This window comes from Pseudarthrobacter chlorophenolicus A6, assembly GCF_000022025.1.
Classification (GTDB): Bacteria; Actinomycetota; Actinomycetes; order Actinomycetales; family Micrococcaceae; genus Arthrobacter; species Arthrobacter chlorophenolicus.
Genome location: NC_011879.1, coordinates 305,350 through 327,053 on the forward strand (window position 1 = coordinate 305,350; position 21,704 = coordinate 327,053).

General features: G+C 64.4%; 34 protein-coding genes. 2 read left to right on the forward strand and 32 right to left on the reverse strand.

Translation table 11 applies throughout. The annotated features are described in order from the left end of the window. Positions 1–78: 78 nt before the first annotated feature. Complete coding sequence (locus ACHL_RS21940) at positions 79–468, reverse strand: hypothetical protein (RefSeq protein ID WP_012623324.1); 390 nt, start codon at positions 466–468, stop codon at positions 79–81. Further along, positions 465–1,298: a hypothetical protein gene (locus ACHL_RS21945; RefSeq protein WP_012623325.1), complete on the reverse strand. Its 834-nt coding sequence runs from the start codon at positions 1,296–1,298 to the stop codon at positions 465–467. Before ACHL_RS21945 ends, ACHL_RS21940 begins: the two co-directional genes overlap by 4 nt. 154 nt (positions 1,299–1,452) lie before the next feature. Between ACHL_RS21945 and ACHL_RS21950 the strand changes: the two genes are divergently transcribed. After that, positions 1,453–2,391 carry a cation diffusion facilitator family transporter gene (locus tag ACHL_RS21950; protein WP_012623326.1) on the forward strand — a complete coding sequence of 313 codons (939 nt, stop codon included), beginning with the start codon at positions 1,453–1,455 and terminating at the stop codon, positions 2,389–2,391. Between the two features lie 61 nt (positions 2,392–2,452). On the opposite strand, the gene ACHL_RS21955 is transcribed toward ACHL_RS21950, so the two are convergent. The 24 genes from ACHL_RS21955 to ACHL_RS22060 form a co-directional block, all read right to left on the reverse strand. Continuing rightward, complete coding sequence (locus tag ACHL_RS21955) at positions 2,453–2,674, reverse strand: hypothetical protein (protein WP_012623327.1); 222 nt, start codon at positions 2,672–2,674, stop codon at positions 2,453–2,455. After that, the gene (locus tag ACHL_RS21960; protein WP_012623328.1) at positions 2,661–3,011 is read right to left on the reverse strand and encodes a hypothetical protein; all 351 of its coding nucleotides are present in this window, start codon (positions 3,009–3,011) and stop codon (positions 2,661–2,663) included. Before ACHL_RS21960 ends, ACHL_RS21955 begins: the two co-directional genes overlap by 14 nt. Positions 3,012–3,113: 102 nt before the next feature. Then, positions 3,114–3,398: a hypothetical protein gene (locus tag ACHL_RS21965; protein ID WP_012623329.1), complete on the reverse strand. Its 285-nt coding sequence runs from the start codon at positions 3,396–3,398 to the stop codon at positions 3,114–3,116. A gap of 80 nt (positions 3,399–3,478) precedes the next feature. Beyond that, positions 3,479–4,186, reverse strand: coding sequence for a hypothetical protein (locus ACHL_RS21970; RefSeq protein ID WP_012623330.1), 708 nt, complete (start codon positions 4,184–4,186; stop codon positions 3,479–3,481). Positions 4,187–4,416: 230 nt separating this feature from the next. After that, positions 4,417–4,710: a hypothetical protein gene (locus tag ACHL_RS21975; RefSeq protein ID WP_012623331.1), complete on the reverse strand. Its 294-nt coding sequence runs from the start codon at positions 4,708–4,710 to the stop codon at positions 4,417–4,419. Position 4,711: 1 nt separating this feature from the next. After that, positions 4,712–5,026: a hypothetical protein gene (locus ACHL_RS21980; protein ID WP_043795088.1), complete on the reverse strand. Its 315-nt coding sequence runs from the start codon at positions 5,024–5,026 to the stop codon at positions 4,712–4,714. A gap of 40 nt (positions 5,027–5,066) precedes the next feature. Next, entirely contained in the window at positions 5,067–5,552 is a 486-nt protein-coding gene (locus tag ACHL_RS21985; protein WP_043795089.1) for a hypothetical protein, read from the reverse strand. A gap of 21 nt (positions 5,553–5,573) precedes the next feature. After that, the gene (locus tag ACHL_RS21990) at positions 5,574–5,780 is read right to left on the reverse strand and encodes a hypothetical protein (RefSeq protein ID WP_012623334.1); all 207 of its coding nucleotides are present in this window, start codon (positions 5,778–5,780) and stop codon (positions 5,574–5,576) included. Continuing rightward, positions 5,777–6,088, reverse strand: a complete 312-nt coding sequence (locus ACHL_RS21995; protein WP_139187290.1) for a hypothetical protein — start codon at positions 6,086–6,088, stop codon at positions 5,777–5,779. Before ACHL_RS21995 ends, ACHL_RS21990 begins: the two co-directional genes overlap by 4 nt. A 41-nt stretch (positions 6,089–6,129) precedes the next feature. Then, positions 6,130–6,513, reverse strand: coding sequence for a hypothetical protein (locus ACHL_RS22000; protein ID WP_012623336.1), 384 nt, complete (start codon positions 6,511–6,513; stop codon positions 6,130–6,132). Continuing rightward, complete coding sequence (locus ACHL_RS24390) at positions 6,506–6,643, reverse strand: hypothetical protein (protein ID WP_012623337.1); 138 nt, start codon at positions 6,641–6,643, stop codon at positions 6,506–6,508. The genes ACHL_RS22000 and ACHL_RS24390 overlap by 8 nt, the downstream gene beginning before the upstream one ends. Then, entirely contained in the window at positions 6,636–7,286 is a 651-nt protein-coding gene (locus tag ACHL_RS22005; protein WP_012623338.1) for a hypothetical protein, read from the reverse strand. Before ACHL_RS22005 ends, ACHL_RS24390 begins: the two co-directional genes overlap by 8 nt. Then, complete coding sequence (locus ACHL_RS22010) at positions 7,283–7,873, reverse strand: metallophosphoesterase (RefSeq protein ID WP_012623339.1); 591 nt, start codon at positions 7,871–7,873, stop codon at positions 7,283–7,285. Before ACHL_RS22010 ends, ACHL_RS22005 begins: the two co-directional genes overlap by 4 nt. Then, the gene (locus tag ACHL_RS22015) at positions 7,870–8,229 is read right to left on the reverse strand and encodes a hypothetical protein (RefSeq protein ID WP_012623340.1); all 360 of its coding nucleotides are present in this window, start codon (positions 8,227–8,229) and stop codon (positions 7,870–7,872) included. Before ACHL_RS22015 ends, ACHL_RS22010 begins: the two co-directional genes overlap by 4 nt. A 395-nt stretch (positions 8,230–8,624) precedes the next feature. Next, the gene (locus ACHL_RS22020) at positions 8,625–8,828 is read right to left on the reverse strand and encodes a hypothetical protein (protein WP_012623342.1); all 204 of its coding nucleotides are present in this window, start codon (positions 8,826–8,828) and stop codon (positions 8,625–8,627) included. Next, positions 8,825–9,070, reverse strand: a complete 246-nt coding sequence (locus tag ACHL_RS22025) for a hypothetical protein (protein WP_012623343.1) — start codon at positions 9,068–9,070, stop codon at positions 8,825–8,827. Before ACHL_RS22025 ends, ACHL_RS22020 begins: the two co-directional genes overlap by 4 nt. Then, positions 9,067–9,294, reverse strand: coding sequence for a hypothetical protein (locus tag ACHL_RS23955; protein WP_012623344.1), 228 nt, complete (start codon positions 9,292–9,294; stop codon positions 9,067–9,069). The genes ACHL_RS22025 and ACHL_RS23955 overlap by 4 nt, the downstream gene beginning before the upstream one ends. After that, positions 9,291–10,226, reverse strand: a complete 936-nt coding sequence (locus tag ACHL_RS22030; protein ID WP_043795091.1) for a hypothetical protein — start codon at positions 10,224–10,226, stop codon at positions 9,291–9,293. The genes ACHL_RS23955 and ACHL_RS22030 overlap by 4 nt, the downstream gene beginning before the upstream one ends. A gap of 28 nt (positions 10,227–10,254) precedes the next feature. Further along, on the reverse strand, positions 10,255–10,593 hold the full coding sequence (locus tag ACHL_RS22035) for a hypothetical protein (protein ID WP_012623346.1): 339 nt from the start codon (positions 10,591–10,593) through the stop codon (positions 10,255–10,257). After that, positions 10,590–11,102, reverse strand: coding sequence for a hypothetical protein (locus ACHL_RS22040; RefSeq protein WP_139187291.1), 513 nt, complete (start codon positions 11,100–11,102; stop codon positions 10,590–10,592). Before ACHL_RS22040 ends, ACHL_RS22035 begins: the two co-directional genes overlap by 4 nt. 39 nt (positions 11,103–11,141) lie before the next feature. Next, positions 11,142–11,690, reverse strand: a complete 549-nt coding sequence (locus ACHL_RS22045) for a hypothetical protein (RefSeq protein ID WP_012623348.1) — start codon at positions 11,688–11,690, stop codon at positions 11,142–11,144. A gap of 64 nt (positions 11,691–11,754) precedes the next feature. Then, a complete protein-coding gene (locus ACHL_RS22050; RefSeq protein ID WP_012623349.1) occupies positions 11,755–13,374 on the reverse strand; it encodes a hypothetical protein in 1,620 nt (539 codons plus the stop codon). Between the two features lie 6 nt (positions 13,375–13,380). Further along, positions 13,381–15,696 (reverse strand): transglycosylase domain-containing protein, encoded by a 2,316-nt coding sequence (locus ACHL_RS22055; RefSeq protein WP_012623350.1) that lies wholly within the window; start codon positions 15,694–15,696, stop codon positions 13,381–13,383. Positions 15,697–15,941: 245 nt separating this feature from the next. Further along, a complete protein-coding gene (locus ACHL_RS22060) occupies positions 15,942–17,012 on the reverse strand; it encodes a hypothetical protein (protein WP_012623351.1) in 1,071 nt (356 codons plus the stop codon). A gap of 310 nt (positions 17,013–17,322) precedes the next feature. On the opposite strand from ACHL_RS22060, the gene ACHL_RS22065 reads away from it, so the two are divergent. Then, positions 17,323–18,099: an MBL fold metallo-hydrolase gene (locus tag ACHL_RS22065; RefSeq protein WP_012623352.1), complete on the forward strand. Its 777-nt coding sequence runs from the start codon at positions 17,323–17,325 to the stop codon at positions 18,097–18,099. Positions 18,100–18,477: 378 nt separating this feature from the next. Here the strand turns inward: ACHL_RS22065 and ACHL_RS24395 are convergent, their stop codons facing one another. The 6 genes from ACHL_RS24395 to ACHL_RS22090 form a co-directional block, all read right to left on the reverse strand. Further along, positions 18,478–18,639 (reverse strand): hypothetical protein, encoded by a 162-nt coding sequence (locus ACHL_RS24395; protein WP_012623354.1) that lies wholly within the window; start codon positions 18,637–18,639, stop codon positions 18,478–18,480. Further along, positions 18,636–19,421, reverse strand: a complete 786-nt coding sequence (locus ACHL_RS22070; RefSeq protein WP_139187292.1) for a hypothetical protein — start codon at positions 19,419–19,421, stop codon at positions 18,636–18,638. The genes ACHL_RS24395 and ACHL_RS22070 overlap by 4 nt, the downstream gene beginning before the upstream one ends. Before the next feature lie 81 nt (positions 19,422–19,502). Then, a complete protein-coding gene (locus tag ACHL_RS22075) occupies positions 19,503–19,793 on the reverse strand; it encodes a hypothetical protein (protein ID WP_012623356.1) in 291 nt (96 codons plus the stop codon). A 1-nt stretch (position 19,794) separates the two neighbouring features. Beyond that, on the reverse strand, positions 19,795–20,463 hold the full coding sequence (locus tag ACHL_RS23605) for a peptidyl-tRNA hydrolase (protein WP_012623357.1): 669 nt from the start codon (positions 20,461–20,463) through the stop codon (positions 19,795–19,797). Positions 20,464–20,535: 72 nt separating this feature from the next. After that, positions 20,536–21,021 (reverse strand): phosphatase domain-containing protein, encoded by a 486-nt coding sequence (locus ACHL_RS23610; protein WP_050767212.1) that lies wholly within the window; start codon positions 21,019–21,021, stop codon positions 20,536–20,538. Between the two features lie 30 nt (positions 21,022–21,051). Further along, positions 21,052–21,636: a hypothetical protein gene (locus tag ACHL_RS22090; RefSeq protein WP_043795098.1), complete on the reverse strand. Its 585-nt coding sequence runs from the start codon at positions 21,634–21,636 to the stop codon at positions 21,052–21,054. Positions 21,637–21,704 lie beyond the last annotated feature (68 nt).

Consider the following 21,704-nt stretch of genomic DNA (forward strand, 5'->3'; position numbering starts at 1 on the left):
CACTCTATATGTGTGCGGCAGCGGGCCGGGTAGTGCCCAATTCCCGGTGGGCTAACAGCCCGAGCGGGCTGGTCCAGGCTACGCGGCGGGGAAGTCTAGGTTGTCCGGCCAATGGCCGATCACGGAGTGCTCCGGGGGCCCGTCGACGAGGCGCGCCAGCACCAGGGGGCCTGCACTGAGCCGCGGCGCGTAGACCAGTTCCCCAACAGCCGGGACTCCCGCCCTATCGAGGGCCCCCGTGAGCTGATTGGCCAGCACTCTGGTTCCCGAGGGTGTTCGAAGATCGCCCGGGCTGGTGTCGGTCTGTCCGAAGGAGCGGAGGGTCGACATTGCCTCTTTGCGGTTGGCCGCCCGGACATAGACCTCCCACACTCGCGGTTCTGAAGGGTCGCCGTAGAAACGGCGGATAACGTCTTTCGGCGGTTCGGCGTAGATCGTCTGGAACAGCTTTGGCCGCCGGCCGCTCATGTGTTCGCTCCTGCGGCTGCGACTTCGTCCAGCCCGTGCTGGTACATGAGGCTGTCGGCTTCTTCGATCAGCTTCTTGGCCGACCACAGGCTGTCATGGGTAGTGGCTCCTGCGAGGAAGCCGGCGGCCTTCACGACCAGTGCCCGCGCCTGTTCCTCTGCATTGGCTAGCCGCTGGGCTTGGGTAGGTATCTTGAACGCAGATGGATCCAAGATGGTGGCCCGTGGCGTCTCCCTGATCATCTTGATGGAGTTCGTATCACCGCGCTTGTTGGCGAACTCGATCGCCGACGCCACTGCGTGCTCGTATTCGGTGAGGGGAAACTGCCGGCCAGGGTTGCCGCGGTCCAAGAAAGAAACTTCCAGGAGTGTGCCCCCGTGGTTTCCACCCATTCCCAGCGTCTCGATCTTGTAGGACGGCTCTGATGTCGTCTTCCAGACCTGCCCGTCGACAACGAGGATGCCCTCAAACTTCCGGCCTGCCTCTTGGATCGCCTCGAATTCCATGGGAGACCACGACTCGTACGCGGCCGTGGAGGGGAACCTGTCGGACCCTGCGGCGGCGATGTCGGTGCGGCCTCCCATCACTGCTGTGTAGAGCTGGCCGTTGTAGGAGCGCAGCGGGGCGTCGTCCCCATCGGAGGAGCCGAGGTAGCCGCGGTCATCTGGCACGAGGGCAACAACCGGGGCTTCCTCAGACGTGACGCGGGGGATGCGGAACTCGTGGGTGAAGGTCTCCTGAACGGGCCGGGCTTTTCGGCACCGGGGCGGGACGCGATACGGGCGGAACCCGATAGTGCTGGTGACAGTGAAGAACTCGTGGTTTTCCATACGCCCAATGTGTGCGGAGCCTCTGACAGTTCTTCTCGCTACAGGTCTTTCAGTGTCATGGCGATCAGGAGCCGGGCATCGGACCGCGGTGAGCTTCAACCGGGCCACCGCACACATATGGTGGGAAAAGCACCCTCAACCTCAGGAGTAGCCATTGTCAGCCCCGTCCGGCAGTAAGGCGATTATCGCCGCGCTGTCAGCCAACCTGTCCATCGCCGTGATGAAATTCATCGCGTTCGCCCTCACCGGAGCCTCTTCGATGCTGGCCGAGGCTATTCACTCGGTCGCTGACTCCGGCAACCAGGTGCTGCTGCTCGTCGGCGGGAAACAGTCCCGGAAGGAGGCGACCAAGCTGCACCCCTTCGGTTACGGCCGCGAACGCTACATCTACGCGTTCATCGTCTCGATCGTCCTCTTCACCGTCGGTGGCCTGTTCGCACTCTACGAGGCATACGAGAAGTTCCTGGACCCGCACGGCATCGAAGGCGCCTGGTGGTGGGTGCCCCTCGCAGTTCTGATTGGCGCCATCATTGCCGAGGGAACCTCGTTCCGCACAGCGATCCGCGAATCCAACCTCACCCGCGGCAAGGCATCCTGGGCAAAGTTCATCCGGACTGCAAAGTCCCCGGAGCTGCCGGTCATTCTCCTCGAAGACTTCGCAGCGTTGATCGGTCTGGCCTTCGCCCTCCTCGGTGTCTCCATGACGCTCATCACCGGCAACGGCCTCTGGGACGCCGCCGGCACCGCGCTGATCGGCATCCTGCTGGTCTTCGTCGCCGCCGTCCTGGCGATCGAAACCAAGTCCCTGCTGTTGGGTGAATCCGCCACCGCCGCCGATGTCGAGAAGATCGAGCAGGCACTCGTGGGAGACGGGATCAGCCAGGTCATCCACTTGCGCACCGTACACCTCGGCCCGGAAGAGCTCCTCGTGGCCGCCAAGATCGCCGTCGAGGAAACCGCCACAGGTGTCAGCATTGCCGAGGCGATCAACGCCGCTGAAGTCAGGGTGCGTTCCGCCGTGCCGATCGCGCGGGTGATTTACCTGGAGCCGGACATCTTCTCCGGCGCCGCCCCTGCAGAGACCCCTGCCTGACCCATGACAGCAAAAAGGCCGCCTCAGCCGGGGCGGCCTTTCTGCTGTGTCTACGGATGGGCTAACTGCGGCGGGGATAAGCGGCCGGGTCCAGCCTGAGATAGGCCCCGTAGAGGACAACGCCGACGGGGATCGAGGCAACGAACCCGATTGTCGCACCGCCGGCTCCGGCGAGGAGTGCCCCGATCACGGCAAAGGGCAGCCAGCCGACGATGACCCATCCTATGAACAGCAGGAGACCGCGGCCGATGTAGTCCCCATCCTTTGGCCTAAGAATCGACATGAGCCTGCCTTTCCTGCAGGGCGTGGATGGTCTTGAAGTCGGCCCAGGTCTTGCCGTTGACGGTCAGCGTGTCCGGCATGCACCGGGCGATCCGCACGGCTTCGTCGAAGGGCAGCCGGCACTCGGCAAGGAACTTCTTGCTGCGGTCCCGGGGCTCGTACTCCCAGTCCTGCGTGACGTGGTTCCAGCACTGGTTCAGCCACAGCACTGCCCAGAGGTTGTTAGAGCGCCGGGCGACCTTGACCGCGAAGTAGAAGACCTCCCGGTCATCGAAGCCGGCGCCCTCGGGGTAGAACTCGAACTCTGTGGCAAACGGGAGCAGGTCGCTATCCTTCATGATCCTTCTTTCGGGGTTCGGGTGTTCCGGTCGCCGTCCGTTCCGGCGGTGAGCAGATTCGAGGTGGAGAGGTTGCCGTGGATGGCATCGACTCCGCTGCAATCACGCGGAACGCTCCTTGACGGGGACGATGACGATCTCTTCGCCGAACCGCATGAGGTCTTTCCAGTAGATGTCCCGGTCCTCAGCCATGGCGCGGTAGGAGTGGGCGTAGTCGCCGAAGAGGTCGTTCAGGAGGGCATCGTCTTCCTCGATGACCGACATGATCCGGGCCGCGAAGTCGCCGTCTGCCAGATTGATTCCAGCCAGTTTCTCCAACGGAACGTGGATGCTGCGGACGATGTCTTTGTGGTACCGGAGGACGAAACTGAATTTGAGGGCGAACATGGCGAGGCTCCTTGGGGTATCGAAGTGCTGCGCGGCTGCGCCCCTCCCATGTGTGCGGACGCTGGAGCGCGGCTCTCCGGTCAGCTCCAGTACGTGTAGAGGATCGGCCGAAGGGACGTCCAGGTGCCTTGGTCGGTGAACAGGTTGCCCAGCAGGGCCAGTTCGCGGATTTCGGCGGGGACCAGGCGGGTCAGCCGCTCGGCGGCGATCGCGGCGTCGGCGAAAAGTGGTTCCTCAGGCCGGGGCCGGCCGGCAAAGGAGATGCGCCGGGCGGCGATGTCGTGCTGCTCGACGTCGCTGTTGAGGGCGAGGGCCCGGCGGTAGCCACGGACGTAGTTGTAGTTGAGCTCCAGCCCGGTTGCCTTGTCCATCCAACGACCGTCGTAGGGGTCGATGCCGGGGACGTCGTGGAGGGCAGGGCTGGTGTCGGCTTCGCCGCCAAGGTGCGCTTCCACGTAGTCGAAGATGTTGTCATCCTGGATCCAGGTGGACGCATAGGACGGCGGGACGAGGGCCATGACGCTGGGCAGCCCGTAGTCGAAGGAATGCACAACGCAGGAGCCGAGGCGGTAGGAGAGTTGGTTGCCGATCCCGGCCCGCACCATGTCCACGTCCTCCAACTCGGGGTCTTCGAACGGGCCGGCCGCTTCCAAATGGTGCATGAAGTCGCCGAACGTCGGCTTGACCCCCACCAGGTCGAGCAAGGGCGAATCCCAGTTGATGCGTTGGTCAGCTGGTACGACGTCGGTCAGTGCGTAGCCCAGGACTTTTCGGATGCGAAGTGACATGCCATGTATGTGTGCGGAGGGGTTGCGGGCGCTCTACGGGGACCGTCAGCTACTCTCGCAGAAACACCAGCATTGGAAGGGCAGCCGATGAATCATTTCCTGAACCGACTCGCCGCGGAACGTCAAAAGACAGACCACGAGAAGATTTGGTGGGACTGGAGTAAAGCACATGTAGCGGCCGGCCACGAAGTGTGGGATCCGAGCGGCTCTCCGTGTGTGCGGAGAGCCCGTTAGCCCTGCCCGGAGTCGACCTTCTCGGCCGCGATGCGCTTCGCGATGCTCTTGGCGACCCGGGTGCATCCCGGGCAAGTGATGCCGAACAGGGTACGGATCGGGTTGCTGGAGGTCGACCCGACGTCCCGGCCGCAGAAACCCACGTGGACGAAGATGCCAGGGGTCAGGTGCTGGACGAAACGCCCTTCGGCAAACCAGGGATCGCCGCCCGGCTCGTTTTCCTTGCCCCAGCCTTCGACGAGGAGCTTCTGCCACTCGCGGCGAGAGACGTTCAGCTTCCTGCTACGCACGTCAGGCCTCCACGGCGATGAGCTCGCGAACGTCGCAGTTGAGCTCGGCGCCCCAGAGTTTCGGGATGAACCGCCGGATGTCGTCGGCCTCAGGACCTCCGTCCATGCACTCCCCGCTGTTGCGTCGCCGCAGGTAGTCAGCGATGAGTTCCCGGTCTGCATCCTCCCCGTCGACGTCTGGGTCATAGCGGAAATCGCTGAGATGTTGGCGGGACACCAGGTACTCAAAGGCGCGCAGCACCTGCCGGTCGGTGTCGAAGGGCAGCGCTACTTCGACCTGGCCGACTGAGCGGCGGTTGATGTTGAGGATCTTCATGTGCCCCATGTGTACGGCGGGGCTGGTACGACTCCCCGTGTCAGGCCGACGCGAGCTGCTCGATCTCGTGTTTGAGTGCCTTGCGGGTGACGTCCAGTTCCGTGGCGTCGAAAAGACCGCCGTTGCCGACCGTACCCAGCGACTTGCGGTATTCGGCTTCGACCATCTCCAGGGCCGCCGGCAGGTGCTTCTCGTATCGGTCCATCCCCCGGTCGCGGAATTCGTACATGTCCGGGTAGAGCCTTGCCTTTTCGACCTCCCTCAGTCCGGCCTGGTCTACGGCGCGCCAGGCCGTGATGCACAGCTGGGTGCGATCGAAGCTGCCGCGGCCCATCAAACCGTCCGAAGCCTCTTCCTTCCACCGGTTGGAGGCCATTGTGTGGAAAGCGATCTGCTGGACGGCGGCCTCGAAGGTGTCATCTGGCAGCCCTATCAGGTGGACGTGGTCGGGTTCGGCATGAGCGGTTGCGGCGAATTGTCCGCCGGAGGGGACACCGGGCTGAATGCGGGGCTGGGACGAGGTCATACTCATCTGTGTGCGGGCCTTTCAGGAGTTGATGAGCTGGTCACGGAGGGCAACGGCCCTTGCGGTGGGGCGGAACGGCGCCTCAGCGGCCCGGGAAGCCCTGCCGAGGCGGCCGGGGATGTGGCCCATGCACTTCTCGCAGCACGCCCGCCTCATGCGCTCACGGTGCTGGCGTCGGAGGGCCTTCTTGCGGGCGCCGACGGCAGTGGAGCGGAGATTTCGCTTCACCGAGCCTCCTTCTCGAAACTGAACAGCTGCAGCGACGGCGCCTGGGAAGGGGCAGCTTCGGCGGGACGGGTGCAGGTGGATGCGAGTTCCTCGGGTGTCCACTGGGCCAGACGAATCCCGGACTCGATCAGCTCCTCGCGGAGGCTCTCATGCCAGCCGGATGGCATGTCGTGGGTGACCAGTTCGGCCTCGCCGGGTTCGAGGTACGTGTATTCCTGGGGGATCTCCCAGGATTCGCTTTCGGTGACAGCGTGGATCGGGATGCGGATCGTGACGTAGCCAAGCGGCTGGTCGGTGTTGCTGCTCAAGGGGGCTTCCTCCTGCTCGGGCCGGCGGGCGGCCGGCTGCTTCACTGCATGTGTGCGGCAGGAGCCAGCGCAGTGCCCGCCTCCAACTGCCGGACGTAGTGGTCCAGGAACACGGGAGGGAACGCTGCAGCGTCGGCAGTGACTGACCATTGCAGCCAGAAGGCGGCGGCCATTCGCGCCCAGCCCTCGGTCATTGGTTCGGGCCGGATCAGTTCACGCGGGTACCCCTGGCGGACGGAACGATCGCCCAGATACCGGCTGATCTTGATCCGGTCGATCCGGGCCGTCCCCGGGGGTGTCGCCCAGAGGTGCTTGCCGTCGGTTTCGAAGGCGTGCCCGTTGAGTGTGAAGTGCACCGGTTCGGGCAGCGCCGGCCGGGTGCGGTGGTAGCCGCGGCGCCGCTCCTGCGCAATCGGACTACCCATCGCGGCGGCCCCTTGCCGGCTTGACCCGCTCGGAGTGGCGGACGGCGGCGAAGACGGCCCCCACGATCAGGAGCAGCAGCATGGAACCGAGATGGTCCATGGCGAGGCAGAAATCCAGCAGTTCAAGCATCGGAGCGGACCCGGCTGATCCCGTTGGCCGCGTCGTGTGCGTCGGCAGCCTTCAAAGCGGCCTCCGCCTCGGCGTATTCGATCTCGGTCCATTCGGACGGATGCCCGCGCAGGTCGTCATAGAAGTCGACCGTCGCTTGGGCGGCGGCGATGATTCTCGCCTCGTCCGCCTCGCCCTGGGCCGAAATGGTGGCAGGGTCGAAGACCTTCCCGTCGCGAGATGCTGCCTGGCAGGCGTCAAAGATCAGCTTTGCCCGGGCCTGAGTCATCCCCGTGGTTTTTTCGAAGAAGTCCTCCATGACGAATTCGTTCCGCAGCCGCTGCTTATTCCAGGGGTTGTCGTCCTTGGGGTCCTCGGTCGAGCCCCAGATGAATGTCTGCTCCGCGGTGGCCTCAGTAGCCTGGAGGATCCGATGGATGGCGGCGTTCTCCCGCATGGTCATCATGCAGGGCGTGCAGATGTGCAGCTCGAGGCGCTCACCGCCGAACACAGGGTCGAAGGTTGTGGAACCGTAGTGGCCGTGGGTGGTGAAGATGTTGGCGTCGTAGGGGACGTCTGGATCGCCGTCGACGCGCTCCAGCGGCCTCAGGCAGGCAGCGCAGGGCAGTGTGGTGTTCAGGACTGCAGGGGTACTGCCGGTCATCGTGCTCCGATCAATTCGTGGTCTACTGCTACACGTGCGTCGATGAACTGGCCGAGCTCATCGAAGGAGACAGGACGCTGCCAGGCGTCGAACCCGACGTTGATTTGACGGCCATTCACCTTCCAGGCTTTGTGGACGTGCCCGTGTAGCAGCCACAGGCCCTCGTCCCGGAGGCGCCACTGGTTGTAGCGGTCCTCCCGGTCGATGCCGTCCCCGGAATACGGGAAGTGGGAGAGCACGACGTTGCGGTCCCCGATGCGCCGGCTGGCAGCCATCTGCACGGAGGCGAAGACGTCGAGATATTTGCGGAAGTGCCGGTGGGCGTCCGAATAGAGCGGGTGGACCGGATCGTGGTTGCCGGCGACCAGGTGCTTGGTGCCCGGCAGCTTCCTGAGCAGCTCCAGGGCCGGCTTGGGGTTGGAAGATGCCAGGTCACCGAGGATCCAGACGGAGTCCTTTTTGGTGACGTTCTCCACCCACTGCTGGGCGAAAAAGTCGTCATGGTCCGCGGTGGATTGGAACCCGCGGTCCGCAGCAACAACGGCGTGTCCCACGTGAGGGTCACTCGTGGCCAGGACGGTTGTCATTGCGGTCCCTCCATCTCCAGTGCTTTCCGCAGTTCCTCCGTGACCTGACTGAAGTCACAGGAGATCACGGCACCGTGCTCCAGCAGGTCCTCCATGGAGGCGAGGATCTCTTCAACTTTCTGCAGTCGGGCAGCCATGGCCGGGACGACGGTAAACGCGGCGGCTACGAACCGGGCGGTCCTTTCGTCTTCACCAAAGCTGACGTTGTTCCTGCCGTAGCGTTCACTGGCGAGGCCGGGGATCAGCCACTGCTTGCTGTCGTGGCGGCCCAAGTGATCGTCGATGACCTCGACATGGTGCGGGCCTGGAGTAGCGGCGGTGTGGAGGTCAACAATGGTCTGGAGGGAATCGCTCATGGGCCTTATGTGTGCGGCGCATCATCCTGCTCTGCCCGCCGTTCCCCCAGGGACCAGCCTCCGGTGCTACTTTTGACCAACATCACTGACGATGGAGGACACATGGGGTTTTTCACGCGCAGGCTCATTCCACGCAAAGTACGGCGGCTGGCTCACCCGGTACGGGCCGTGAAGCGGGCGGTCACACCGAAACCGGTCAAGAAGGCGCTGCGTGCCGTGAGTACGGTGCGGAGCCCGATTCGTGCAGCAGGTTACGCAGCTGAGAGGGCTGTGTTCTCCAAGCCGAAGCCGGCCCCCAAGCCCACGTACCGTCACGGCCACTGCCCGACTGCACACCGGTCCTACGACGCGATGCGGAAGTGCCGGAAGGGCTGAGCCCTTCGGGATTCCGCCAGCTATGCGGCCTTCGGGAGCGTGGATGGTTCCGGCGCGATGAAGGCCACCGGAGCGGTTTCGTCCACTGACGCTTCCTGCTCGGCGGCGATGAGTCCGGCGACTTCCTGGCGGCGGAGGATCTGGGCGCCGTGAACGAAAGCCCAGGCGATGTAGAGACCGATGAGCCAGGCAACGATGATTGTGGCGGGGAGAAGCGGGTTCATGGCGTGTCGCTTTCTGTTGTCGAGCTGTTGGGACGAGCATCAGTGCGGATTGTGCCCGGCTTGTTCTTTCCAGGGCGCATGAGAGCGGCGTAGTGCGGTGCCACACTGGCTTCGTAGTCGGCCCGCAGTTTGTTGAGCTTGGCTGTGTGGCGGCGGTCGATGACGATGATGGCAATGAAGTACCCGGCGACTGCTACTCCGGCGAGGACGGCAGCTAGTACCCGCAAGGCTTCCGGATTCACACTGGCCGCCTATCCCGCTTCTGCAATTCACGGGCCACGGCGATGATCAGCTCCTTGTAAGTCGCCGTTTCAACTTTCGTGATGTACTTCTTGCGGCGCCGGCCGCGGGGTGTGGACACCCGAAGTACGGCGAGGCGGTTGAGTTTGCGTTCCTGAAACCGTCGGGCATTGTCCCGCAAGGGGTTGCCGCCAGAGGACGGGATGGTCTTCGCCCCGCGGCTCATCGGTTCGCCTCCGCGACTGGCAGGGCAGAGCCGGAGAAGTAGCAGCGGGCAGGGTGAAGGATGTCCTTCTCGGCCTGCTCGCTGCCGAGATAGTTGTCTATGGCCGTTCCGTTGAGGGCGGCTTTGACGGCACCCGAGGCGAACGAAACGCTGCGCAGCATTTCCTCATGGCGGATATAGTCCTCATCCGTGGGACCGCACGTGTCGATCCCCTGGAGGAGCTCGTCGAGGTATTCGGTCACCTCGGTGACCCGGTGGACCGTGTCCGCGGCGTCCTCCAGCTTCCGGTGCGCGGTGGCACTGCCTTCGCCGTTGACGTCGGCGCGCTTCATCTCCTGCCGGGCGGTCGTGGTCGCGTGGGCGAGGTCGGCTTCGACCCCGCGGATCCGGGCAATGAGGGCAAGGACGGTGTCGGCGCTGGCGGCAGCGAGGTGCTGGGCGATGGGGCTGCGGACGTCGACGATGTTCCCGCGGTGGATCCCCTCGTGATCCCGTTTCGTGTCGTCGGGCAGTCCGCGGTGGCGTGCCACCTCATACACGACCAGGTCCCTGACCGGCTGCTTGACGTTCCGCTCATCGGTGACGGTGAGGCGGGAGTCGGTATTGGCGACTTCGTAATCCTCGTCAGCCCAGAGCCACTCACGCAGGTACCGTTCCTTGACGTCCTCGGCCAAGGTGCCGAAACAGTCTTCGAGCCCGCGTATGTATTCTCGGGCCTCGAACGAATCACGTTCCCGGTCGACGGGGCAGTGGCCGAGGACCTCGACCCGGCCCAGGCGCGGCACGATGCAGCTCAGCGAGGGCTCTTCGTAGTCGGTGTTGCCGCGCCAGAACCACGGGCCGGGGGCCATGGCGGCGGCGGCACGTGCGGTCGCTTCGAGAGCGTCAAGATCCAATGCGGTGGCGGCTGGCGCGGCAGCGGTATCAGTCATGGCTGTCATGTGTGCGGCAGCCGGCGGGTCACTGCCCGCCGGCGCGGGCTTTTGCCCGGGCTTCCTGCCACTGGGCGTAGGTGGCGCCGTTCGGCATCACCGTGTCCGGAAGGGACCTCGCGTGGCGGCAGGCTTCCTCCAGTGTGAACCGGCAGCGGACCAGGAAGTCATCGTCGTAGCTGGAGGGCAATGGCTCCCATTCCCAGTCGGTGCCGTTCCAGCATTCGCCCATCCAGATCACGGCCCACGTGTCACCACCGCACCAGCGGACGTATACCCTGAAATGGCGGGTGTCCGGGTTGCTGCGGTCCGTGCCGGTGGGTGTGAAGACGAACTCGGTTGCATGGGAGAGCAGGTCGGACATCATGATGCGTCCTGGTTCTTCAGCGGGGCTACGGTGACCTTCGCGCGCCAACCGAGGTAGGCCTGCAGATCGGTGTGCGGGTGCGGCAGATAACGGACGTCGCCGGGCCAGTTGCCTCGGGCCTCCTCGATCTCGGTCAGCGGTGTCCCGGCGGTGAGGCGGTCGTAGGCTTCCTGAGGGTAGGCGAGGGCGCTGACGAGTACGCCGGTGAAGTCCATGACGCCGCCGCGGGCGGAGTCCAGGATCATGTGCTGGAACTCAAAGGACGCGAGCATGCACCGGTGACGGTCCGCATCCTCGAAGCCGGGCGGGGCGTAGACCCTGGCCTCGAAGCGTGAAAGCCCACGATCGTGGTCGGCGTTGAAGTCAGCACCCTTCAGTGTCACGGCCTGGAATGACTCGGCCCAGCGGCCGCGCTGGACTGCCGAGCTGAGGTGGGGGACCGGTTCAAGCCGGATCCAGATGCGGTAGTCACCCGGGCCGGTAAGGCTGAGCATGGAGGGGCTTGTCATTGCCGTCATGTGTGCGGAGGTGACGCGCCAGCTCACCGGTTACCTGCGGATGGCGAGTTCCTTGTCTTCTTTGTCCACGAGGATGATCTGGCCGGCGGCTGAGGTGCCGTGGATCAGTGCCCCGTTGAAGATTGCAGGGTTGGTCTCATTGGACGTCACCTGGAAGCCCTTGTTGGTCAGCTTCTGCAGCTCGCTGGCCTGGATGTCGGTGAGGTCCACCCTGTAGCGGTCCTTGGCCCAGGCAATGAACTCACCGTTCTTGTCCGATGTCTTGGCGCCCTGGGCCAAGCCCACGAAGTTGGGGACTGAGTCTCCGGTGCCGGCTGTGAGATTCATGGCGCCTGACCCGAGGATGGGAAGGACGAGCAGCAGTCCAGCGGCCCAGAACGACCGTTTCGCCCAGGTCGCTGGAAGCCGGGATTTGTCCACCCGCCGGATCACGTAGATGACGATCCCAGCGGCCAGTGCCAGGAACCAGCCCCCGCTGAGGAGGATGCCGATGAGGGAGTCATAGGCGGGGTTGTGGAACTGCGTCAGATTGGCGTAATCAAAGGACCCGGCGGGGTCTTGTGCGGTGGGCAGGCTCATGGTCCGTTTTCTCCTAGTCGTTCACCGGCACACATGCGTAGAACCGGTGTTTTCCCTCGACGGGCTACTTCTTCGTCGGGTCTGCTGGTGGTGTGGGTTCTGAAGGAACTTCCGGTGCGGTCTGGTCGAGGATGGCAGGGCGGTCCGCCGGGCAGCCGGGAAGGGCCGTTTCGGTGGGAGCGGGGGAGGGGGACGTAGTTGGGCTCGGAGAGGGTGTTCCGGTCGGTGAGGGCGAAGGGGAGGGTGTGGCTGTCGGGCTCGGAGCGGGGGCGGCGGCGCATTGTGCCTGCTTGGTTTCGAAGTCCTTGCGTGCCTGATTCTGGCGGGCGATGAATTCGGCTCTCTGTGCGGTCTTCTGCTCGCGATCCTCGACGGCGCGGTTGTACGTGTCCCAGGTAGCGCTGATCGCCGACCATGCCTTGTTGACCTCATCGACCCTGGCCGTGTAGGCGTTGTAGGCCTCCGCGTCCTTCTTGTACCTGGCGTAGTCGGTCCAATAGGTGACGACGTTGGCCTGCCAGGCTTTGGCGTCCGCTTCCAGTTTTGTGCGCGCCTGTTCGAGCAATACGGTGCTGGCCTTGGTGGCCGCCGTTTCGTCGAACGCAAGGGGCTTCATCCCGGTGAATGCCCAGCCGCAGCCCGGTCCGCCCGTGTCGCTGGCGGGGACCTGCAGGGTGGCCTCGGTCGTGGCCTTGGCCGCCGGGGCCTGGGGTTCTGCCGGTTCGGGGACCGCGGCCGGCATGGCCGGGGATACCGGGAACGAGGGCCTGTCCATGGGCTCTGCGGTCCGGGTCACGAGACCCGGGGCGGGAATGGGGACGCGGATGAACGCTGCGCCGGTGGTGGGTGCAGGGGTTGGTGCCGGACCTGCGGCAGGGGCGGGAGACGCCGGCGCCGATGGTGTCGCGGTTTCCTGGCCGGTTGCGGGCAGAGGGACTTCCGGGATCGCGACCTTGGCTTCCTGCGTGAACTGACTGTATCCGGCGGCGGACCACGGGGATCGGGTGGCGTCAGCGGCGGTCGAACCCGGGTTTACGCACACCTTGGACAGTGGTCCGGTCAGAGCGTCATCGAAGGCTTTGGCCAGTGTTTGCAGTGGATCCGAAGGGGCTCCGGTGACGTACGTGATGACGTCGCCGCGGCGGAAGGACAGCACTGCCGCCCGGACACCGCCCCGGTTCGTGATGGCTTGCCTGGCATCCAGGCCGGGGCCATTGACGGACCAGAGGGTGAGCCCGGTTTCTGCGCCGGCGCAGATGTAGGCGTTCGCTGCCTGTCGTTGCATCGCTTCGGCGCCGATCCCTGCGGTGTACGCGAGGGTGGCCACCTGGAAGCGGGTGCCGCCGGAGGTGTAGGTGCGGGCCAGGGACACGGAGGGCGCCATGGCCGGCTGCGGGCACGAGTAGGGCAGGGGCGCGGTGACCAGCTGCTGCAGATCCCCTTGCTTGGCCCAGCCCGCCGGAGGGTTGTTCAGCGCTTCAGTCAGGACAGCGGTTGCAGGGGCCAGTTTCCAGTCAGCGGTGACAATGTGGGGAGCCGCCGGCGCTGGAGGGCCGGCCTCAACGGCGGGCGGCATGCCGATCATTACCAAGGCGGCCGTAGTGGCAGCGGCGATAGCTGTGATGATGCCCGTCCCGGTCAGGAGGGCCGGCACGGATTTCTGGGTGAATCGAAAGGGTCCCAAGGCGTCCTACTTCCGTTCCGGGAGTTTGATAGTCGTATCGCTGCCCTGGCTCAGGGTGAGGCTGACCTTTTCCCGGTAGGAGAAGGTGCTGCCGGCTGCCGGGGTCTGGCTGACCACGATGTCTTTGGCGAACAGCGGGTTGGGGTCACCGGTCTTTTCGGCGACGTCCGGAGCAAGGTCGTTCTCCAGCAGGAGAGTCGATGCTTCACTGACGGAGAGTCCGCGCACGTCCGGTACAGTCCGGGCGGTGCTGGAACTGGTGGCAGCGTCGTCAGCCTTGGGAAGCGGAATCGCGGGCAGCCCTGCCGTTAGCTTCGTCATGATGTCCTTCCAGACGGGGGCGGCCACCTCGCTGCCGGTGAGGTTGAAGTAGTCGCGGCCGTAGGCGTGGACCTTGTTCAGCGGGAACGCCTGCCCGCCGCGGGGATCGCCAAGCCAGACGGCCGTGGCGTACTGGGGAACGATTCCGACGATCCAGTTCGCGGCGAAGTCGTTGGTGGTTCCGGTCTTGGCGCCTGCTTCGCGGCCCGGCAGGCCGCCCATCTGGGCCAGAGTCCCGTCGGGGCCGACAAAAGGCATCTTGAGGGCATCGGCGACGGTGTTGGCCACGGCGGGTGCAATGGCCTGGTGGCAATCGGGGTCCGGAGCTGCGATCTTGGTGCCGGTGTCAGCGCGGACGCCGGAGGTCACGGCTACCGGCCTGCAGGCGACGCCGCCGCCGGCGAAGACTGCGTAGGCATTGGCCATCTCGATGGGGGAGACGTCATAGGCGCCTAGGGCCAGAGCAGCTTCCTGGCCTTGGATGGCCCTTTCGCCGGTCCTGGGCAGGGAGGTGATGCCAAGTTTGGCGGCCATGTCGGCTACCGGAAGAACGCCGGTGCGTTCGATCAGGCGGATGAAATAGATGTTCAGGGACAACTGGATAGCCCGGCGGGCATCGACAGTGCCCCACGAGATGTTGTTGTAGTTGATGAACCCGCCCACCGGGTTGTCCAGCGATGAGACATACGGGCTGTTGGCGTTGTACTTCGTTGTCGCGGGTATACCCTGCTCCAGGGCCGTGGCCAGGACTATTGGCTTCATTGACGAGCCGACCGGATAGGCACTCTTGGCGTACACAAGCTGGGTCTGTCCGGGGTCGGACCCCCAGTCGCGGTTCTGTGCGATCGCCGCGATCTGGCCGGTACCGGGTTTGATGACGGCGGTGCCGAGTGCTGCCCTGTTGTCATTGCCGAGCGCAGTCGTCACGGCGCCCTGGGCAGCGGTCATGGCGGCCGGATCCAGTGCCGTGGTGAGAATCATGCCGCCGCGGGAGAGTTTCTCGGCGCGGGCCTCGGCGGTGGCACCGAAGGCCGGATCGGTCAGGATCTCATCACGGACCAGTGAACAGTAGAACGGGTAGGTGGAGCTTGCGCACCCATTGGGCAGGGTTCCCCTGATGATGCCAAGTGGCTCTGCTGCTGCGGCAGCGCTCTCTTCTGCGGTAATCTTTCCCGTCGTCTCCAGCCTGCCAAGGGCAGTATTGCGACGGCCGATGGCACCTTCAGCGTTGGTGAAGGGGTCGTAGATGCCCGGACCCTTGAGGATGCCCGCGAGGGTAGCTCCCTGGGCCCTGGTGAGGTTCTTGGCCGTCGTGTTGAAGTAGACCTTCGCGGCAGCCTCGATACCGTAAGCGCCGTTGCCGAAATAGACCGTGTTGGAGTACATCTCCAGGATCTGGTCTTTGCTGAGTTTCTCCTCCAGACCCGCGGCGTACTTGAGCTCCTGCAGTTTGGTGCCCAAATCCCGTGACGGGAGTGACGTTTCCCCGGACTGTGCGACCAGGAGATTCTTCACCAGTTGCTGGGTGATTCCTGAGGCGCCCTGGGGCTGGTTTGAGCGGACGTTGTTGACGATGGTGGCGCGCATTGTTCCGATGAAGTCGATGGGTCCGTTTTCGTAGAAGCGGGCATCCTCGGTGGCCAGCAGTGCCTCGGTGAACGTCGGGGAGATCTGGGCAAGCCTTACGTCGACCCGGTTTTCACTGAAGAATCTCGCAAATTCCTTGCCGTTCCGATCGAGCAGGACTGTGTGCTGCGGCAGGGCGACGTCGAGGGGGATTTCCGAAGGAAGGGACTCCCAATAGCCGATGGCCGTGCTGACCCCGAGGGAGGCGGCGGCGCCGACGGGCGCGGCCAGAAGCCCGGTCAGGGAGACCAGAAGAACGGCGCTGACGAACCCGGCGAGGCGGGACGGGAGGGACTGCTGTGGTGTGGGGTCGTCCTTCATAGCGGATCCGAGCAGCTGCTCGACACTGGCCAGCTCGTTGTGTTTGCGTCTCAAAATGCAGTGCTCCTGGTAATGCTCGTGGGGCAGCCGGCGGCCGCGACAATCATGGCGATGACCGCCATGTGTGCGGACAGGAGCAGAAGCCTGCCCGTAAGCGGGCGGGCTGCCGGACTGTCTACGATTACTTACGGGCAGGAAGCGCCGCTTCGGGCCACGCAGAAGAGCCGACACGGACTCACCGTGTCGGCTCTTCTATTGCGGATCCAACCGCTGCCAGTCGTGCTCAGCAGCGGTGGCGGTTACGCACGTGCGGGGGACATCCGGACAACGGAGTAGCGACCCGTGGCGCCGTGGTCGTCGGGGGCGCTGCTGGCGGCCACGTTGTAGGGGTTGTAGCTGCCGTCGGTGTGGAGCAGGCGGACGATCGCAGCGGTGGCCGGCCTGGACTCCTCGACGATGTCCCGGAAAGCCCGGTAGTCGTCTGGGTGGACGACGTGCGGCAGGTAACCGAACCGTGGTGACTGGATTCCGAACCTTTGCCAGGTGTTGGATGTCATGAACGTTTGCCAGCAGCTGGTGTCAACGGCCATCAGGACCTGGTCGGAGGCGAGGTCGAAGACAGCGCGCAGGAGGCTGCTGGACTGGAAGTCCCCGAACCCCGGCGTGATTGGGGACGGTGTGACCTCCTGGACTTCGCGGGTGATGGCACGGAGCCACTTGCCTTGGAACGTCTCGTCGGGAAGCACACGGCCGGAAACTTCCAGGTGCTTGATTCCGGGGTTGTCCGTGTTGGACCGGGTGATGACCTTGTACGGGACCAGGTACCGCTGTGCGTTTCCGGATTTGATGGCCGCGTCAATGGTCACCTTCATCCGGGTCCTGTCCTCCGGTGAGATCAGTTCGCTGACCCATTGGTTCATGTCCCCGGTCGGGCTGTCCCCGGTCCGTTCGATCTCATAGATCCGGAAAAGGTCGTCATTCCAGGATGTTTCGATGTGGCCGTCGAAGGAGATCTTCCATTCGAGGACACCGATCGGGGGTCGCTCCGGCAGCTTGTCGCCGACCCTCTTGTAGATCGCAATGACTGCAAGGACAGTTTTTGTGGCGGGTCCGCGCAAAGGCATTGCCTGGACACGGTAATCAGTCCCGCGGAGGCCGACGACCTCATCGGTCCCCTGGCCCGTTTCCGCGACGAGGCGGATCCTGTCCACCAGCAGCTCGCGACCGACCACATCAAGGTTCTTCCGCACACTGGCGCCCGAGTAGTTGACATCACCGATACTGAGAAGCCCCGGCTGGTCGCTGTTGAGGAAGTCAACCAGCACCCATCGGTTCTCCGTGTGGCTGCGCGTCTCCGTGCCTGCGTTCATGTCTGAGCCCCATAAAACTCTGTGGGGACAGCCCTTCCGTCCCCAACCCTTGATACCCCCCAACAACCCCCCACAGGGCGTGTCCCAGTCAGGGACTGGGACAGTTTTTCACCACTCGACAGACTTTGTCACATGTGTCACTTCGCACATTACACGGTGTCACGTGAGAAGAATCACCCTTTACCTTCCGGCTGGCTCCCAGTTTGCCTTGATCCGTTCTTGAGGCTATTGTGGGTGACCTAAGCCCCACTGGCGGACGCCCGGCAGGCTGTACGAAGCACCATCTGATCAACTTCAGGAGTACAGCCTTTTGTCACCCATTTCAGCGCGTCCCGAAAAGCCGTTCGACTTTTCCTCCCGGGTCAGCGAACCGTCACCCGGTGTTTTCTTCGTCGAAGGCCCTGCATCCAACTGGATCATCGTCAGTGATGACAGCGGATTCATCCTCATCGACGGCGGGTATCCCGAAGACGCATCCCTTGTCCTGCGGTCCATCTGGCATGTCGGCTTCAAGCCCGGTGATGCCAAGGCGGTCCTCATTACCCATGGGCACGTCGACCACCTGGGCTCGGCCGCACACTTCTCCGAGGCGTACGGGACACCCGTGCTGACGAGCCCGGCAGAGCTTGCCCACGTCCAGGGCAAAGAGAAGCACCAGGTCACCCTCGCCACGTGCATCCTCAATGCCTGGCGCCCGGGAGTGTTCTCCTGGCTGAAGCACGCCATCTCAGCCGGCGCCCTGTCCCCGAAGCCGGTGGCAGCCGCCGAGGCCTGGACTCCGGAGCGCCTCCGGGAATTGCCCGGACAGCCACAGCCGATCAGCGTCCCCGGCCACACCCCGGGCCACGCTGTCATCCTTCTCCCCAAGGCAGGCGCGATCGTCACAGGCGACGCCCTCATCACGGGTCATTCGCTGAGCCGGCACACCGGACCGCAGATGCTCGATGCGATGTACCATACCGACGCCGACGAGGCCCTCGCTGCAACGCACGCCCTCGATAACGTGGAAGCTTCCCTCATCCTCCCCGGCCACGGTCCGGCGCTGAAGATGCCCCTCAGCGACGCCTTAGCCGCGCTGCGAAGCTAGCTTCACCACAACACTCTCCCTGACCTTTGGCGCTATGCCCGCGCCACCCCTTTTGGAAAGCCAGAAACGTGCCAATCCTTGCCATATCTGTAACCACGATCGAGTGTGACGGACACCACGGGGCGCCTTGCCCGAACGACGCAGTTGTCGAATACGAGCACTCCCAGAGCGTCGCAATCCGCCTTGCCCAAAATTCAGGCTGGACTGTCTGGATCGAGACGATGTGCCCCGAGTGCAGCAACGCCGGCGCCGACCCGGCAGTACCGGCTGCCCCCACGAAGCTGCCCCTTGAAGCCACTGTCCCCAGCGGAGATGCCTCCACCTGGTGCCTGGAGATGAAGGCTCAGATCAAGAGGGTTCCGGTCGCCGCTTAGCCTGTCAGGCTGCCTGGTCCAGGATCAGGTCGGGATGGTCCTCTATGTCCTGGAGCCGCGCGATGACGAGCCTGTCCATGGCTGTCAGTTCGGTGACGACGGACTCTCCATCCCCGGTGACGAACGCCCCGGAACCGAGCGGCTCCGGCGCGTTCGCTGCGCTCACGCCGGGCCTCCAGGAGAGGCCTGCAGTGCCGCAAGACGATCTCCGAGGACGGAGAGCTTGTACTCGATCTCGGCGTAGCCGGCGTCGGAGACCAATGCCCGGATCGGTCCATTGTTCGCGATGAGCTCGGCCTGGAAGATCGGGACCACAGGCCCATATTTTGCGGCCAAGTGACTGACCATTCCTTCGTGCCCCGGGACGGCGTTGTGGTGCAGGCCGCCGGCGTTATCCATGAAGTCGGTGAACTTGCCGATGAACGCTCCGGCGTTGCCCAGGATCTTCCCGGCAACATCGCTGGCGTACTTTTCGCGCTTTTCCGCCTTGCTGAGTTTTTCGCCGGACGCGACCGGATTAGTCAGCGCCCGGACGATGCCTGAGGCTTCCTGACTGAACTCCGTGGTGATCCAGCGGTATGCCAGCTCGCGCTGGGCTGTGGTGTTGAGCCCGCTCCAGTCGCCCGGCACGAAGGCCGCCAGGATGCGGTCGAGGCAATCTTCGACGGTGTCATGAAGGATCACGCCTACCAGCACGGCCTCCGATTCAACACCCCACCGGAGCACGCGAAGGGCATTCCTCAACGGGTGTTCGATGTAGGACGTGCGGGGGAGGCCCTTCCGGTTCGCCCGGGTCTGGTGCAGGTGAAGGAATGAGGCTGCGGACAGTGCCGTGGACACCTTGACCCCGTCGATGGTGGGGATTCGCCCGATCTCTCCGAAGATGGCCAGGGTCAGGGCGGAAGGATCCATGTCCTTGAGGGGAACGGTGCCAAAAAGTGTCGTCATGCCCAGCATGTGTACGGATGGCCACAGCTGCGTCATCAGAGGAAGCGGCAGGCCCCTCATGTCGCAACGGGAGGGGCCGGTTTACTTCCTTGTTGCCGCTTGCTCGGCGGCGATGCGGACCATGACCCGGGCCACGACTGAGACGCACAGCGGGCACTGGAGCCGCGCCGAGGTCGTGAATGGCTGCTCAGAGACGAGCATGACAGAGCCTCCGCACAGGGCCTTCGGGGAGAGCCGGTCCAGGGCGTAGTGCTGGACGAGCGTGCCCTTGCCGTACAGGCGCTCAACGGCCGGCCCACCGGGCTTGCCCATCTGGGCAATCACCTGGCGGCGGAAGCGGTGCCCCTCCAGGGCCCGGTCTTTGAGACCCACGTCAGGGCCTCTCGATGACGAACGCCGTCGCGGTGTTGGGCTCGATCTCGGTCAGTCCGGAATCGACGATCACCGGACCTGCGGCCAGTGCCTTCAGCTGCTCGAACTCGCTTTCAGAGGCATTGATCAAACCCGCGGACAGAAGGTGCAATGAGGCGATGTCAGGATCCGGGTTGCCGCGGTTCAGGTGCCAGGCAAAGAGTGCGTGGGCGGCCTGCGCCGCGGCCTTGCCGGTGGACATGCCGAGGGCGTTGTTGAGGACGATGACCGGGTCGCCAGGCCGTTGGCGGGACTGCGGCGTGGGGTCATAAGCGGGGAGGTCCGTCCCGGACACCTGCAGTCGGGACAGCTTCTTGGGCATGTCCTCGTAGGTGGTCGGCGCGTAGGCCATGGCCCTTGCGGCTCCGATCCACGCTGCACCGTCGGCCGGAAGCTCAGGATCGCCGGCGATCTTGGCGAAGGTCTTCGCGTCCGCACGCCGGACGGACTTGGTGAACCGGCCGGACAGCCAGGTCTTCCAGCTGCCATCATCGGCGCCATGCTCCAGCCCGTTCGTATAGGCGCAAACACTGGCGATCGCCACCGCAAGGATGCTGTCGGAATGACCGGCAGGGTCGTTCTTGTCCACGAGCAGCACGATCGGCTGCACGAGGCTGGGGGAGTCGGTCATCGGATTCCTTGGTCTAGGCGTGGCGGGTCCCGGACTATGTGTGCGGAGTGGAAGCTGGTGCTCTCCGCAATGCTAGGCGACAGCTTTACGCCGGGCTGAGACTGCCGGGATACCTGTCCTGGTCACCGGCACTCCGAGACGCTCATAGGCACGGGCGACGTCGGCGCGTGCCTCGTAGGCATGGATGACCGAGTAGTCCGTCTTCAGCTCTTCCATCAGGGTGGCCTTGGTCAGAGCGTCCGGCCTGTGGTCGCTGACCGGCCGGAGCAGAATCCTGTCTACGGTGATGCCGTGCAGGTCCAGCCAGGACTCAATGTGGGGCCGGTAGTGGTCCCGGGCTTCGGCGACGACAATCACCTTCCGGCCCATCCTGCGTTCGAGCTTCAGCAGTTGGACCACCTGTTTCACCGGCGGACACAGGACGGCTTCCGTTTGGAAGCGGTCGGCTCCAGGTGCATCGCAGGCAGGGTGGTGTCCGGCGACCAGATAGTTGATCGAGGACGTGTCATTGAGGGTGCCGCTGAAGGCGAAGACGACAGCTTCGGGAGTGGAGTGCATGCACCCCATGTGTACGGCGTCGCCGGGGTCTTACTCCGCTGACGGGTTGAACTGCTTGTAGGTGCCCGGCTGGACCTTGTTTGCTTCCAGGTGCCGTGCGGCGCGTGCCTCGTCCCAGGGCTCGCCGCTGGTCATCTTGTCTGCCCGGGTGATCCAGGAGACCCCGGAAACCTGCACGAACGGATCTTCGATACCGGAGAACAGGCGACGGCGGTGGATCGCCCAGCGCAAGGCGGCGGACGCGGTCTTGAAGAATTCGGCTCCCTGCTCTGGAGGGAGGGTCGCCGCCGTGACCAGATTCGCTTCACACCAGGTCAGGGTGGCATCCCAACCCTGGGCGGCGACGGAGATCAGCTGGGCGGCGTTCTCGTTGAGTGGCTTTTCGAGGGCTGCCAGGCCGAGGTCGGCGCGGATGTCCTCGATGGAGACGTGAACAACGTCGCTGGCATCAACCCAGGTGCCGAAGGGGCTCCGGTCAGGATGGACGGTCTGGCCTTCGACGATGGATAGGTTCCGCCATGGATCCTGGGGATCAAGGGAACGCACGACGTCGGAGAGGAAGCCGGAGAACCAGGCGGCAAACCAGTGCGGCTTACGGGAGACGAGCTCGACCATCTGAGCTTCAATCTGAATGCGGGCTTCAGTCTCAAGTAGGGGTTCACAAAGAGCAACGACCCACCGGG